Source organism: Paraburkholderia sp. EG304 (genome assembly GCF_046543485.1).
Classification (GTDB): Bacteria; Pseudomonadota; Gammaproteobacteria; order Burkholderiales; family Burkholderiaceae; genus Paraburkholderia; species Paraburkholderia youngii.
Genome location: NZ_JBKGUA010000015.1, coordinates 80,468 through 95,763 on the forward strand (window position 1 = coordinate 80,468; position 15,296 = coordinate 95,763).

Annotated in this window: 11 protein-coding genes; 10 read left to right on the forward strand and 1 reads right to left on the reverse strand. The window is 60.9% G+C overall.

Going from position 1 to position 15,296, the window contains the following annotated elements; all coding sequences use genetic code 11:
• Nucleotides 1–34 precede the first annotated feature (34 nt).
• From ACLFKU_RS19285 to ACLFKU_RS19300, 4 genes are all read left to right on the forward strand, one after another.
• Entirely contained in the window at nt 35–2,272 is a 2,238-nt protein-coding gene (locus tag ACLFKU_RS19285) for a polysaccharide biosynthesis tyrosine autokinase (protein ID WP_368583158.1), read from the forward strand.
• 225 nt (nt 2,273–2,497) lie between these two features.
• Nucleotides 2,498–3,607, forward strand: a complete 1,110-nt coding sequence (locus ACLFKU_RS19290) for a glycosyltransferase family 4 protein (RefSeq protein ID WP_368583157.1) — start codon at nt 2,498–2,500, stop codon at nt 3,605–3,607.
• A gap of 21 nt (nt 3,608–3,628) precedes the next feature.
• Nucleotides 3,629–4,849, forward strand: coding sequence for a glycosyltransferase family 4 protein (locus ACLFKU_RS19295; protein ID WP_368583156.1), 1,221 nt, complete (start codon nt 3,629–3,631; stop codon nt 4,847–4,849).
• Nucleotides 4,846–6,033, forward strand: coding sequence for a glycosyltransferase family 4 protein (locus ACLFKU_RS19300; RefSeq protein WP_410850144.1), 1,188 nt, complete (start codon nt 4,846–4,848; stop codon nt 6,031–6,033). Before ACLFKU_RS19295 ends, ACLFKU_RS19300 begins: the two co-directional genes overlap by 4 nt.
• Nucleotides 6,034–6,095: 62 nt before the next feature.
• Here the strand turns inward: ACLFKU_RS19300 and ACLFKU_RS19305 are convergent, their stop codons facing one another.
• Nucleotides 6,096–7,373, reverse strand: a complete 1,278-nt coding sequence (locus tag ACLFKU_RS19305; protein ID WP_368583154.1) for a hypothetical protein — start codon at nt 7,371–7,373, stop codon at nt 6,096–6,098.
• A gap of 353 nt (nt 7,374–7,726) precedes the next feature.
• Here ACLFKU_RS19305 and murJ point away from each other — a divergent pair, with 353 nt between their 5' ends.
• The 6 genes from murJ (at nt 7,727) to ACLFKU_RS19335 (ending at nt 15,268) form a co-directional block, all read left to right on the forward strand.
• The gene (gene murJ / locus ACLFKU_RS19310; RefSeq protein ID WP_410850145.1) at nt 7,727–9,091 is read left to right on the forward strand and encodes a murein biosynthesis integral membrane protein MurJ; all 1,365 of its coding nucleotides are present in this window, start codon (nt 7,727–7,729) and stop codon (nt 9,089–9,091) included.
• Between the two features lie 29 nt (nt 9,092–9,120).
• Complete coding sequence (locus ACLFKU_RS19315) at nt 9,121–10,230, forward strand: glycosyltransferase family 4 protein (RefSeq protein WP_410850146.1); 1,110 nt, start codon at nt 9,121–9,123, stop codon at nt 10,228–10,230.
• Nucleotides 10,231–10,312: 82 nt separating this feature from the next.
• Nucleotides 10,313–11,491: a glycosyltransferase family 2 protein gene (locus ACLFKU_RS19320; protein ID WP_410850147.1), complete on the forward strand. Its 1,179-nt coding sequence runs from the start codon at nt 10,313–10,315 to the stop codon at nt 11,489–11,491.
• Nucleotides 11,492–12,209: 718 nt separating this feature from the next.
• Nucleotides 12,210–13,109, forward strand: a complete 900-nt coding sequence (galU, locus tag ACLFKU_RS19325; RefSeq protein ID WP_368583150.1) for a UTP--glucose-1-phosphate uridylyltransferase GalU — start codon at nt 12,210–12,212, stop codon at nt 13,107–13,109.
• 377 nt (nt 13,110–13,486) lie between these two features.
• Nucleotides 13,487–14,143 (forward strand): peroxiredoxin, encoded by a 657-nt coding sequence (locus ACLFKU_RS19330; protein ID WP_410850148.1) that lies wholly within the window; start codon nt 13,487–13,489, stop codon nt 14,141–14,143.
• A gap of 57 nt (nt 14,144–14,200) precedes the next feature.
• On the forward strand, nt 14,201–15,268 hold the full coding sequence (locus ACLFKU_RS19335; RefSeq protein WP_410850149.1) for a rhodanese-like domain-containing protein: 1,068 nt from the start codon (nt 14,201–14,203) through the stop codon (nt 15,266–15,268).
• Nucleotides 15,269–15,296 lie beyond the last annotated feature (28 nt).

Here is a 15,296-nt window from a genome sequence, read left to right on the forward strand (position 1 = left end):
TGACTTATGGTGTCTGTCTGTCCTGGGGATCTCCATGAACGAAAAGCAGATATCGATGCCGTCGTCGGCGCTATCCAGCCACGGCAATCTTTCGCAAATACTCGATGTGATTTCGCGACGCCGGCTGACGATTGCAGTTACAACGGTTGTCTGCCTCTTTGTCGGTGGCGTCGTAGCGCTCACGTCGCCGGTTTATCAGTCGAACATTCTCGTCAAGATCGATCAGTTGCCTGAAGCGCAGCCCTCCTCGCGTCCGGAACTGATGTCGATGGTTTCGCCTGCGTTCGATGCAAGGTCGAAGACGACGGGAGAGATGCAGGTGATCCAGTCGCGCCAGACCGTCGCACATGTGGTCGACGAGCTCGAGCTCGACGTTGTTTCAGGACCGCGTCGCTTTCCTGTGATCGGCGCGTGGCTCGCGAGCCATGCAAGTGATCTCTCGAAATCGGTCTTTGGCTCCATTGGCGGCTACGCGTGGGGTAGAGAACAGGTCAAGATTGGCGCATTCAAAGTTCCTCGCGAGCTGGAAGACCGCAAGCTAACGCTGACCGCGCTGTCCGCGGGCCGATACGAGCTGAGCGGTAGTGAGCTCGACAGGCCCTTCGTCGGCACCGTGGGTCAGACCGAAACCGTCGCGACGACCAAAGGCGATGTGACGTTGCGCATCGACACGATCACGGCGGCGCCCGGTATCCGGTTCGATCTGAAGCGCTTGTCGCGCCAGGACGTGATTGACGATATGCAGAAGAATCTGCAGATCACGGAGCAAGGCGAAAAGTCGAACGTCGTGAGCGTCTCCATGCGCGGCAGTGATCCGGAGCTGCTTAGCCAGACGTTGAACGCGCTCGGCGCGCAATACGTGCGTGAAAATAACGACCGGAATGCGACCATCGCGGCAAATTCGCTGAGGTTCCTGGAGAGCCAGTTGCCCGCTATGCAAGCGCAAATGGTTGCGGCCGAGCACCGCTACACTGCGTATCGCAATTCGCTCGGTCTCGTCGATGCGACTGAAGAAGGCCGGCTAAATCTGCAGAGAGTCTCCGATGCCGAGGCGCAGTTGCTCACGCTGCAGCGCACCCGTGCCGAACTGGCAGCGCGATACGCGCCGTCCTATCCAGCCGTAGCGTCGCTCGATGCGCAGATCGCGATGACGAAGCAGTACCTTGAAGCGGGGAGAGCGCGCGTCAATGCCATGCCGACGGAGCAACAGGACGCGCTTGCCCTGATGCGCGACGTGAGAATGACGACCGACCTTTACACGGCGGCGCGGAACAATGTCGAGCAACTTCGGCTCATTCAGGCCAGCAAAGCGGGCTTCGCGCAGATCATCGATCCCGCGATCATCCCCGAACATCCGGTGCGGCCCGTGCGTTCACTAGTACTCGCTGCGTCGTTGTTGCTCGGCCTGCTTGCGGGCGTCGCGATCTCGTTTGTCCGCGAGTTGCTTTTCGCTGGGGTGACCGAGCCTGAACAAGTCGAAGCTCGCACCGGTCTGATGGTGTACGGAATGGTGCCGCATAGCGCAAAGCAGGACGAGCTTCAGACCAAAGCGAATGCTACCGACGCGCGCGACCTGATTCTCGCCTGCCGGCACCCGTCCGATCCGGCGGCGGAAAGCCTGCGTTCGTTCCGCTCCGCCCTGCAATATATGTTGGCGAGTGCGCGCAACAACATCGTCATGGTGGCGGGTCCGATGCCACAGGTCGGAAAGTCGTTCGTCGCCGCGAACCTTGCGGTGATCCTGGCGATGACCGGAAAACGCGTGCTGCTCGTCGACTGTGACTTGCGCAGGGGCGCGCTGCATCGCAGTTTTGGACTTCCGTCCGGCCGGGGACTCGCGGAAGTTCTCGCGGACCCGTCACTGACTGTCGAGCGTGCCACACGAGAGGTTTTACCGAATCTCGACATTTTGCCGTGTGGCGACTATCCCGCCAATCCGGCCGAATTGCTCAATAGCGTCGCTTTCGACAGCCTGATGCGGGATGCGTCGGCGCGTTACGACATCGTACTGCTCGATTCGGCGCCGGCGCTTGCCGTCTCGGACGCCGGCATTATCGCGCCGCACGCAGGATCGGTCTTTCTGGTGGCACGGTTCTCGGAAACCCGTCTTGCGGAAATCGAGGAAACGGCAAGGCGCTTTGCCCAGGTCGGCACCCGGATACATGGCGTGATGCTTAACGGCTTCGCCGTACGCAGCGTGAAGTACCTGCATCCGGGGCGCTACGGCAGCCACATATATGCGACGAGCCAGCACACGGACCGCGTGAACTGACATCGTCGACACCTATCAGTTCGACTTCACGACGGTGAACCGGCTACTCGCGACGTTGCTCTCTTTAGCCGGTCTCGTGCTCGTGCGACAAACATCTCGTTACTCGCGTTCGCCGTAAAGGTGGCGGGCGACTTCGTGCTGGGCCGCCAATTCGGGCCAGTGGGTTTGCAGTTTTCAACCGCGCAACACGCTAAGCGTTTGACCGTTCCGGGGAGACAACGAAACGTGAAGATTGTTCTTGTCGTCAATTCAATGGGAGGACCGGGCGGCGCCGAACGGGTTGCCGCGGTGCTGTCGGCCGCGTGGGCCCAGCGCAATCACACCGTCACGCTCGTGCCGACCTACAGCAAACACGGTGGATGTTTTTTTCCGATCGACGAGAAGGTGCGGATGGTCTATCTGGCTGACCGCGTCAAGCATAGCCCGCTGCGACGGGTCAACTACATCGCGAGACTGGCGGAGTTGCGCAAGCTATTCGTGCAAGAGCAGCCCGACGTCATCGTGTCGTTTTTGACCAACGTGAACATCAACGTGATCCTGGCTTCACGGGGCCTGCACATTCCGGTGATCGCCTGCGAGCACAACGATCCGGTGGCCGATGGCCGCCCGTTGCTGTGGAAGCTGCTTTGCCGGCTCACCTACCCGCGGGCCACCGCGCTCACGTTCCTTTCCCAGTCGATGGCAACGCCGTTCGAGAAGATGCGCTCGGGAGACACGCCTCGCATTGCCGTGATGCCGAATCCGATTCCGGACGAGCTTTTCAGCATGACCAGGCCGCAGCGCGTCGAAGGCAGAAAGCGCCTTATTTCGGTTGGTCGCCTGCAACCCCAGAAGCACTACGAGCTGCTGATCGAAACCTTCGCGAAGGTCGCGCACGACTTCGAGGATTGGGATCTGTGGATCTGGGGCGAAGGCCCCGAGCGGCCGATGCTCACCCGGAAGATAGCCGAGCTCAATCTGTCCAGGCGGATATTTCTGCCCGGCAGCACCCAGGCTGCATGGGATGAGATGGCCGCCGCGGATGCTTTCGTCCTGTCGTCCCGCTTCGAAGGGATGCCGGTGGCGCTGATGGAGAGCATGGCGCTCGGTGTCCCGGCGGTCTCGTTCGACTGCCCGAGCGGGCCGCGCGAGTTGATGCGCGACGGGCAGGACGGTCTGCTGATTCCACCGGGCGATGCAACCGCGCTCGCCGCCGGGCTGCGGCGCATGCTGTCGGACCAGGCGCTGCGCGAAGAGCTCGGCGTCAGGGGCGCGCGCTCGATCCGGGATCGCTATTCCGTTGCCCATATTCTGACGATCTGGGACCGCCTGTTCGCCCAGTTGCGGCTGGGTTAATCATTTTTCCGGAGGACGATAGTGCCGACGAATAAAGTCATTCTTCTCGCGAACACGGACTGGTATCTGTTCAACTTCCGCTTGTCACTCGCACAAGCTCTGCGAGAGCGCGGCTTCGAGGTAATTCTGCTATCGCCCGACGGCAGCTATGGCCCGAAGCTTCGCGCTCTCGGCTTTACCTGGGAGGCGATTCCGATGGAACGGCGCAGCCTCAATCCATGGCGCGAGATCGGCCTCATTCTGTGGCTCGCACGGGTTTTCAGACGCGAGCGTCCGCTGCTCGTCCACGGCTTTACGATCAAGGGCGCAGTCTATAGCTCGCTTGCGGCGCGGCTGGCCGGCGTGACGATTCGCGTCAACGGCATCGATGGCCTCGGTTACGTGTTCACGAGCGATGAGCTGCGCGCCCGCATGCTGCGTCCCGTGGTGAGCAATCTCATGCGCTTCGCCTTCAATGGGAAACACTCCGCCGTCGTTCTGCAGAATTCGTCGGACGTCGCGCTCTTCAAGCAGTCGCGCATCGCTGCGGACCGGGCGGTGCGGCTCGTGAGGGGCGCGGGCGTGAATCTGACACGCTACCGGCCGCGCGAGCCGGCCGAGACGAAAAAAGGTGCGCCGTTGCGCATCGTGCTGGCGGCGAGGCTGATCTGGGAAAAAGGCATTGGCGAATTCGTCGAAGCGTCTCGGATACTGAAGAGCGAAGGCCGTTCGGTGATTTTCCTGCTGGCGGGCTCTCCCGACGAGGGCAATCCAGCCGCGATTCAGCGCAGCCAGATCGAGGAATGGCACCGCGACAACCTGCTTACCTGGCTGGGGCACGTCAGCGATATGCCCGCCTTGCTTTCGGAGGTCGATGTGGTCGTGTTACCGAGCTACTATCGGGAAGGTTTGCCGACGACGCTAATCGAAGGCGCAGCGTGCGCACTACCGCTCATCACGACCGATGCGCCCGGCTGCCGCGAAGTGGTGAGCCGCAACGGCGACGATGGCATTCTCATTCCGGCGCGAGACCCCAAAGCGCTTGCCGACGCGATCCGCATGCTCGACGACGATCGCGCGCTCGGCGTCAAGCTGGGCCTTGCGGCGAGAGCGAAGGTGCAAACCGAGTTCGACGAGAACATCGTGCTCGGCAAGTTGCTGTCGATCTATCAGGAGTTGGGCGCCGCCTCGCCGGTCCCGGCGCCGGTGCCGGTGCCGGTTGCAGGCTTGGTGGCAACACCGCCGGAGGGGACATCGCCATGAGAATCGTCCATGTCATCTCCGGGCTGCGGGTAGGCGGAGCCGAAATGATGCTCTATCGGCTGATCCAGGCGTCGCAGCGAGACGGTGTCCAGCACACGGTGATCTCCATGTCGTCACTCGACACGATGAGCGAGCGCATACGATCGCTCGGTGTCGAAGTGCGGATACTCGGCATGTCGCGAAGTTTGCCCAATCCGCTCATGCTGTTTCGCCTCGTGCGCTGGCTGGTCGAACTGCGTCCTGACGTTGTGCAAACCTGGATGTATCACGCGGACCTGTTTGGCGGAATCGCTGCGCGGGTCGCCCGGATCGTCGCGGGGCGGGGCGGACCACGAGGCGGTACCTTCAGGCTCGCCTGGGGGGTGCATCAGACCGAGTTCCCATCGCTGCGTTCGGGCACGAAGCTGGCAATCGTCGCGAAGTTCTGTGCGTGGCTGTCCACGCGCCTGCCCGACGTGATCATCTGCTGCGCTGAAGCGGCGCGCATCTCGCACGTCCGAGGCGGCTATTGCAGTACGCGGATGCAGGTGATTTTCAACGGGTTCGATCTCGAACTGTTCAAGCCGCGCCGGCGCGACAGCGATCCGTTGCGCAAGGCGCTCGGACTGGATCCCGCGACGAAGATTGTCGGCATAGTCGGCCGCTACGATCCTGCCAAGGACTATGGCACTTTCATCAATGCCGTAGCGAGGGTGTCTGCAATGGAGCCGGATTGCCGCTTCGTCATGATTGGCCGGGGCCTTGACGAGAGCAATCGGGAACTCACGGCGATGATCGACCGCGCGGGCATCAGGGACGTTTGTCGACTTACGGGCGCAAGCAACGACGTGCACCTGCTGATGTCCGCTTTGGACGTCTTCTGTCTATCGTCACGAAGCGAGGGACTGCCGACGGTGGTCGGCGAAGCGATGGCATGCGGTGTCCCCTGCGTGGCGACCGATGTGGGCGATACCGCGGCATTGATGGGAGAAACCGGCCGTCTGGTGCCGAGCGGCGATCCGGAGGCGCTTGCCGCTGGTATCGTTAGCCTGCTTTCACTCGACCGCGAGGGACGCGAACAGCTCGGCAGGCAGGCGCGTACGCGAATGGCCTCACGCTTTTCAATCGAGCGCTGCTGGGCAAGCTACCGGCACGTCTACTCGACGCGCGGCCAGGCGTTCGGGTTCGGGTTTGATCGCACGTGAGGGCAACACAAACCTCGCAGGCCGGGACGCGAGAAGATCGAGTACCGGCCGCAGATCGAAACTTATGGCGAGCGCGGCGCAAGTAGCAAATCCGGTTCTCCACCCTCAACATCGACATCCCGATGGCCGGCAGCCGAATGGGTATTGTCCTGCGATGCCCCCAGTCGCAATACAAGGGGCAGGAGCCCGAAGTAGAGAAGCGGCGAGGTGTACGACAGCTTTGATGACATCAGCAGACCGAAAAAGCACAGATTGGCAATGTCCTTTTTCATGACCAGGAATATGCCGATAGGAATTGCGAGTCCTACGATGCCAAGCTGCACGACGAAGAAATTGAGCAATCCTGCGTCGTTAAGCGATGCAACAAAAGTCGATGTGTGTTCCGAGACATCGAACAGGTCGTATTCGACGGAGAAGGGGCCGTAGCCCAGCAGAAAATCCCATCCATGGCGCACTTCGTAGACGTACGACAGCAGCCGCAATCGCAGTCCTGAATCCGCGTCGATTTTGAGCATGAAGCTATTGACGTAAGCCGCAATCAATCCCGGCGAGGCCACGGCGATCAATGCGAGTATTGCCGTCGCCCACGCTCTCGTGCGGCGCGAGTGCGTGACCATCAAGGCTGCAATCAACACCACCGCCTGTACAACCGCCGCAGCTGACTGCGTGATGAGCATGGATAGCACGGTCAGCGCGATGGGCAGCGTAGACGGCGTCTTTCCTCTCGCCCTGGAAAGCAGGATATAGCCGATAGCCATGGTTCCCACGGCCGCGGCGAACGTCGAAGGTTCTATATACAGACCCGTCGGCCGGAATGCGAAAACGGGATGCACGGACTCCCAATTCTGGTACCGCGACGCGTCACCCGTAATCGGCTTGGTAAAGTCGATGTACTGGCCGCTGATGAGCAGCGTTGCTGTCTGCAGGAACAGCACGGAGCAATTGAGCACTAGCAACCTCGAGACAGCTGTCGTGACTTCGCCGATGCGTGTTGAAATCAACGCAGCGAATGACGCAAGAAACCCGATGTCAAGCAAGAAGAAAATGTAGTTGTTCGTCGCGGATTTCTCGAGATTGTACGAAGCGTTCCCGTGTGGTACTGCGAGAAACCACAGATAGCACGCGGTAATGACAGTTGCGGAAAGCGACACAAGAGCCACGCATCGAATACTGAACAATGCCTCGCGGGCCTTCGCGTCGCTCATGCACATTGCCATAAGCAGCAGAATGCCTGTCATCACGACATATGGTCCATGGCTCGTCAGTGAGCACAGCAGCAGCGCGACGAACAACGCGCTGCGATGAATTGCGTTCGACCGCATCGTTATTTGCGTACTCATGCTATGGCTATTCGCTATTCCGGTACTTTCTGCGCACCCGGGTGAATGTAGAGGAAATAGGTACCTGTCAATGTGCGTTGTCAAACATTAATAGGGACGCAGTGACTGCTATGTTTCACCGACGTTTTGCGTGGCCGGACGCGTCCCGCGGCGGTCTAAATCCTGCGATTCGGAAGACCCCTAGGTGCGAAGCATGTGGGCTTCGGTCTTCGCGCCCTGAGGAACTCCATGAGCGAAAGGAAGGTGTCCACGGCGTCGTCGGCGCCGCGCAACCAAGCGCCAGCGGAAATACTGGCCACTGCGAAGTTTTCCGCACACGCAATTGGACGGCCCAGACGATGGTGAGCGCACTGATGTTCCAACTGACTCGCTGGCGCGAGCGCGTACTCAATACGCATCCTGACCATGCACGCATCGCACGAAGCCTGGCGCGCGTCTCCGCGTTCGTGCTCATCGGGAAATGTGCCGGCGCGCTGAAGGAAGTGGCGATTGCGTACAAGTATGGAGTCAGCAGCATTGTCGATGCGTATCAGTTCACGTTTTCGATGGTGAACTGGCTGCCAACCACATTGCTGTCCGTGGCAGGTGTGGTGCTCGTTCCGATGTTCGTCAACCTGCGCGCGCAAAAGAAGGAAGACGTGGCGCAGTTCGTCGGCGAGCTGGAAGGGGCGGCGCTAGTGAGCGGTCTTCTGGTTGCTATCGTCCTATACCTCTGCTGGCCGTTCGTGATGCAGCACCTTGGGTCGGATGCGCCGTCGACGACGCGCGACTTGTCCCGGGAAATGATGTACTGGCTTGCGCCCACAGGTTTACTGACGCTCGGCGCAGGCATTTATGCCGCGCGGCTTCAGGCGAACGAAAAGCATGTGAATACATTGCTCGAGGGGCTGCCTGCCGCGGTGATTCTGGTGAGCGTGCTCGTGGCTTCGCCCGGCGCGGGCCTCGTGTCGATCGTCTTCGGAACTGTCGTCGGCCTGGCGCTACAGATGCTTTGTCTCAGGTGGCTTGCGGGACGGACCGACGGCGTGTCGAGCCGGGTCAGACTCTCCATGCGCTCTCCGCATCTGGGCGAAGCGTGGCTGTCCATGCGCACCCTCATGGTCGGCCAGGTCGCCGTCTGTTTCGCCGGACCGCTCGACCAATACCTGGTGGCGAATCTCGAAGCGGGGTCGAATAGCACGCTTGGCTATGCGAACCGCGTACTCGCGTTGTTGCTCAGTGTCGGGGCGATGGCTGCCGCGCGCGCCACCCTGCCCATCTTCTCCGACATCCGCAGGCAGGGAGATGTGCGGCGTGCGCGCCGAACGGCCCTTTTCTGGGCGCTCGCTACGCTCGCTGCGGGTCTCGTTTGTGCGGTGGTGTCGTGGTTCCTCGCTCCGACTGCGATCGCCGTTCTGTTTCAGCGAGGTGCCTTCACGCCAGAAGACACGGTGAGGGTGGCAAGCGCATTTCGTTGGGGGCTTTTGCAAGTGCCGTTCTATTTTGCGTTGATGGTGGTGTGGCAACTCTTTGCCAGCGAAGGACGCTTCAGGCTGGTGACAAATATCTCGTTGCTGGCGTTCGCGGTGAAGGCAGGGGCCAGCTTCATGCTAGTTCACCTATTCGGGGTCGTAGGTGTGCAGATTTCACTTGCTTTGATGTACGTGACCGCATTCGTGTTGGCGATCTGCATGCTGCGGGGCAGTTCAACTTCGCGGCACGACAGCGAAATGCGCTAGGCCATCGACCGTTCAAGAGACTACGAAACGTGAAAATTGTTCTTGTTGTCAACTCAATGGGTGAGCCGGGCGGCGCCGAACGGGTTGCCGCGGTGCTGTCGGCCGCGTGGGCCCAGCGCAATCACACCGTTACGCTCGTGCCGACCTACAGCAAACACGGTGGATGTTTTTTTCCGATCGACGAGAAGGTGCGGATGGTCTATCTGGCTGACCGCGTCAAGCATAGCCCGCTGCGACGGGTCAACTACATCGCGAGACTGGCGGAGTTGCGCAAGCTATTCGTGCAAGAGCAGCCCGACGTCATCGTGTCGTTTTTGACCAACGTGAACATCAACGTGATCCTGGCTTCACGGGGCCTGCGCATTCCGGTGATCGCCTGCGAGCACAATGATCCGGTGGCCGATGGCCGCCCGTTGCTGTGGAAGCTGCTTTGCCGGCTCACCTACCCGCGGGCCACCGCGCTCACGTTCCTTTCCCAGTCGATGGCAACGCCGTTCGAGAAGATGCGCTCGGGAGACACGCCTCGCATTGCCGTGATGCCGAATCCGATTCCGGACGAGCTTTTCAGCGTGACCAGGCCGCAACGCGTCGAAGGCAGAAAGCGCCTTATTTCGGTTGGCCGTCTGGAACCCCAGAAGCACTACGAGCTGCTGATCGAAACCTTCGCGAAGGTCGCGCACGACTTCGAGGATTGGGATCTGTGGATCTGGGGCGAAGGACCCGAGCGGCCGATGCTCACCCGGAAGATAGCCGAGCTCAATCTGTCCAGGCGGGTATTTCTGCCCGGCAGCACCCAGGCTGCATGGGATGAGATGGCCGCCGCGGATGCTTTCGTCCTGTCGTCCCGCTTCGAAGGGATGCCGGTGGCGCTGATGGAGAGCATGGCGCTCGGTGTCCCGGCGGTCTCGTTCGACTGCCCGAGCGGGCCGCGCGAGTTGATGCGCGACGGGCAGGACGGTCTGCTGATTCCACCGGGCGATGCAACAGCGCTCGCCGCCGGGCTGCGGCGGATGCTGTCGGACCAGGCGCTGCGCGAAGAGCTCGGCGTCAGGGGCGCGCGCTCGATCCGGGATCGCTATTCCGTTGCCCATGTTCTGGCGATCTGGGACCGCCTGTTCGGTCAGCTGCGCCTCGGTTGAAGAGTTTTCTGGAGCACCAGGATGCCGATGAACGAAATCGGTCTCCACGGCTGTATCAGGCACTGCTTGACTCGGAGGACGGATGAGCAAGGTCTATAGGCACGTCGCCAGGGCGACCGGTTCGGACGCCGTTGCCAGGAGCCTCGATGTGGTCTCCCGATTCGCTCTTTCCTATGTCGCCATGGCCCTCAAGCTGACAGCCGACGGCAGAAAAAAGCCAATGGACAAAGTGTCTTTGGAGGCACGCATACAGAAACTGAGACCGTATCGACCGTCAGTTCCTCAGCAGTTGGCCTGCACGAACGAGGACGAGGGCCTATGGCTTTCCATCATCGTGCCCGTGTACAACGCGCAAGCCTATCTGCTGAAGTGCATTGACTCGATTCTGACCCAGAACACCTCACTCGCCTACGAACTGATTGCCGTCGATGATGGATCAACGGACGATTCTTCGGCCATTCTCGATCGCTACGCGAATCGCCCCCGCGTGACCGTGGTGCACATCGCGAACAGCGGCGTGGCCCTTGCCCGCAACGAAGGTCTCAGGCACGCAAAAGGCAAATACGTGATGTTCGTCGACGCGGACGACTACCTGCCGCCGGACTGCGTCGAGACCCTACTCGTTCCCGCACTTCGACACGACGTCGATATCGTGCAAGGCAGTTACTGGGTCGTCGACGTGACGGACAGAATACATAGGACGCAGGTCTTCGGCGATTCGGTCGCGACTCGCGCTGATCCGGATGTCTTCGATCTGTCGGGTTATCCGTGGGGAAAAGTCATCAAGCGCGAGCTTTTCAAAAGCGTGCAGTTTCCGGTGGGCATGGCGTATGAAGATTCGGTCGTCGCGCTGGTCCTGCTTCCGCTGGCCAATGGCTATGTGAGCCTCAGTCATCCGGTGTACTTTTATCGCGAGAACCCGCGCGGCCTGACGGCTGTCTTGACCAGGGATCCAAAGACACTGGATGCCTATTGGATCGTGTTGAAGCTTCTGTCGGACAGACGTTCATTGGGCCTGCCGACTGACAACCGCGTCCTCGGGCAAGTCAAGAGTCAATTCGGCGCACTGCTCTACGGGAGGCTCGCCAATTTCGACAATGAGGTAAAGCGAGCCGTCTTCTATCTATGCTGCCTTCAACTGGAAGCGTTGCGAAGGGAATGCAGCGTTGGCACAAGCAGCGGCAAGGGCGATGAGCTCGATTGCGCTTTCCGCACACGAAATTTCCTGCTTTGGAAGTTGCTTTGTTTTTTCGAGTTGTAAATTAGCGATCATGTCTCGCGTTGCGCGGTCTGTACCTCACGGTTGACGCGCATCGCGATCCAACCCGGCATCCGGCCGGCTTATGAATCGATGTGCACCGACACTCCGATAGCCGAATAGACGGGTGTCGCCTTCCGGCCGTCGACCGTGATCGTCGTGAACTGCTTGGTCGCCCTGTTGCCATCGATCAGATCGATGGTGTCGCCGAGCTTCGGCGAACCCCTAAAGCCAACCCTTTACCGTCGCCACTCGCCAGACGACAAACATGACGAGGCCCACCGATGCGGCGGTCAACAGAATGAAGTCAATCGAGCGCACTCGTTTTTTCATATCAAAGTCGGATCGGACGTGCGTCGTCCGCATGTGAACAGGGATTCGGGCATTCCGCGTGGGTACTAAGTTACGCCCTGCAAGCTTAAAAGCCGCTTATCCCGAGTCTGTCCCCTTGACGACCCCGGGTTCACCCGAGTCGCCCGCCGCTGTGCACTGACGCGCCACAACGGCGAACATCCACACCCGCGGCAAACCGTGCCATCATGGCGAGCATTCAGCAGATGTTTGCGAGCGGACGGAAGCCACGTTTGTTGCAAGCGCTTCATCAGTACCGCACGCTCCGACGCGCAGCACTGGCCAGCCAAAGCGGGATGCCCAGCCGGCGGCATCCGGCCATGCTCTACAGCCGCGCTGCTCCGTCTACCAGCCGGACGAGGAGGTCATCATGCTCGCAGTTCACAAGGCGGTGTTTCCGGTCGCGGGAATCGACACGCGCTTTCTGCCGGCCACGAAGGCGAGTCCGAAGGAGATGCTGCCGGTCATCGACAAACCGCTGATTCAATACGCGGTCGAAGAAGCGGTTGCCGCAGGTATCACCGAGCTGATCTTCGTCACCGGTCGCGGTAAGCGCGTGATCGAAGATCATTTCGACAAATCCTACGAAGTCGAACACGTGCTGCGGGCGCGCGGGCTGCAAAGCCTCGCCGAACTCGTGCAAAGCATCAAACCACCGAACGTCAACTGCATCTATGTCCGGCAAGCCGAGCCGCTCGGACTCGGGCATGCGGTGTTGTGCGCGCAAAAGCTGATCGGCGACGACCCGTTCGCGGTCGTTCTCGCCGACGATCTGCTCGAGGGTCAACCGCCCGTTCTCGAGCAGATGGTGCACATCTTCAGCCATTACGATTCGTCGGTGATCGGGGTGGAGGAATTCGAAGCGGACGGCGCTTGTTCCCACGGCGTGGTCGGCGGACGACATTGGGATGAGCGCGTGATCAATGTGTCGAGCATCGTCGAGAAGCCCGCGCCGGAAAAAGCGCCTTCGTGCTTCGGCGTCGCGGGGCGCTATGTGTTGATGCCAGCGGTGTTCGACCATTTGCGCGCGCAGCGGCCCGGCCTTCACGGCGAGATTCAACTGACGCCCGCCATTCATTCGATGCTCGAGGAAGAGCAGGTGCTTGCCTATGAATTTGTCGGCAAACGCTACGACTGCGGGACCAAACTCGGTTACCTGCAGGCGACCGTCGACTTCGCGCTGCGGCATAACGAAGTGCATGATGCATTCGGTGCCTGGTTGCGCAAGCGGCTCGACGGCGAGACGGCGGCGCCGGGCACTGAGCATTAGCGCCGCGCATTCGACGACCGAACGGTCTGATCAAAGTAGCGCCCGGTAAATCTGTGCGCTATCGCACCCACGCCGGCGCATCGCATGTCCATGATTTACCGATGAACGTCATTCCTGTCAGCCGTTCCGGAGCTGCCAGCCGGACTGGTTTCGATGGGTGTCAGCATGGGCTTGCGCGTAACGCGCTATATTTGAATTCTCACTGCGCGATGCGGCGGTGCGCTACTTGCCGCGCGAGTATGCGCCGCAAAAGCTTCATCTATCGTTGTGAGCCTTGGTGATTTCCAATCCCCGAGATTTACCGGGCTCGTGTTGGACCGTTGCAGACTGGCCTCGCTCGGGTCTTCCGCTTAACCACGACTTCACAGGACGGCAATATGTCACTTCGTATCAATGACACCGCGCCCAACTTCACCGCGCGGACCACGCAGGGCACCATCGATTTCCATGACTGGATCGGCGACCAATGGGCGGTCCTGTTCTCTCATCCGAAAGACTTCACGCCGGTTTGCACGACTGAACTGGGCTACATGGCGAAAATCGAGCCGGAGTTCACCAAGCGCAACGCGAAGCTGATCGGGCTGTCGGTCGATCCGGTCGAAGACCACGAAAAATGGGCCAAGGACATCGAGGAAACGCAAGGCGCCGCCGTCAAGTACCCAATGATCGGCGACACCGACCTCTCGATCGCCAAGCTGTACAACATGCTGCCGGCCGACGCGGGCGATACCAGCGAGGGCCGCACCGCCGCGACCAACGCGACCGTGCGCTCGGTTTTCATCATCGGTCCCGACAAGAAGATCAAGCTGACGCTGACCTACCCGATGAGCACCGGCCGCAACTTCGACGAAATCCTGCGTGTGCTCGATTCGATCCAACTGACCGCCAAACATAGGGTCGCGACGCCGGTCAACTGGAAGCAGGGCGAAGACGTGATCATCACGTCCGCGGTCAGCAACGAAGAGGCGCAGCAGGTGTTCCCTGGTTTCAAGACCATCAAACCGTATCTGCGCACCACCAAGCAACCGCGCTGATAGGTCCGGTGCGGCGGCCGTTCGCGGCCGCCTCGCCGATCTTCTTAAGAGATACAGATGATTTTCCGTCAGCTGTTCGATCCTGTTTCGTCGACCTACACGTACCTGCTCGGCGACAGCGGCGAGGCAGTGCTGATCGATCCCGTCTACGAGCAGGTGCCGCGCGACCAGGCACTGCTGCGCGAGCTGGGCCTCTGGCTGCTCACGACGCTCGATACCCACGTGCACGCCGATCACGTAACCGGCGCATGGCGCATGCGTTTGCGTTGCGGCAGCGAGATCGGGCTTGCCGCGGTCGTCGAGGCGGAAGGCGTGACGCGGCCGCTCGCGCATGGCGACCGGATCGACTTCGGCACGCGTCATCTGACCGTGCGCGCGACGCCTGGCCATACGAATGGCTGCCTGACCTACGTGCTCGACGATCAGAGCATGGCCTTTACCGGCGACAGCCTGCTGATTCGCGGCTGTGGCCGCACCGATTTCCAGCAGGGCAGTCCGCAGCAGTTGTTCGCGTCCGTGCGCGAGCAGATCCTGTCGCTGCCGGACGGCTGCCTCCTTTATCCGGCGCACGATTATCGCGGCATCACGGTGACGAGCGTGACCGAGGAGCGGCGCTTCAATCCGCGTCTGGGCGGCGACGTCGACGTTGGCGATTTTGCCGGGTACATGAACAACCTGAATTTGCCGCATCCGAAGCAGATGGCGGTCGCGGTGCCCGCGAACATGCGTTGCGGGCAGCCGGAAGGCGGCGCCGAAGTTGCGACCGAAACACCGGATTGGGCGCCGTTGACGCTGCGCTTTAGCGGCGTGTGGGAAATCGAGCCGATGGCGCTGCTCGAGCATGGCGCGAAGTTTCAGATCGTCGATGTACGCGAGGCGCCCGAGTTCATCGATCGTTTGGGGCATCTGCCGGACGCGAAGCTGGTGCCGCTGTCGCAATTGACAGGGCGGCTCGAAGAACTGGATCGCGAGCGGCCGGTGGTCGCGGTGTGCCGGTCCGGCGTGCGCTCGGCGCAGGCGAGCGTGTTGCTGACGAAAGCCGGGTTCGGCAAGGTGGCGAATCTTGCCGGTGGGATGCTGCGGTGGCGGACGGAGGGGTTGCCGGTTGCGTCGGACAGCGTTTGACGCGAAGCCGACCCTACCGAACCCCGCA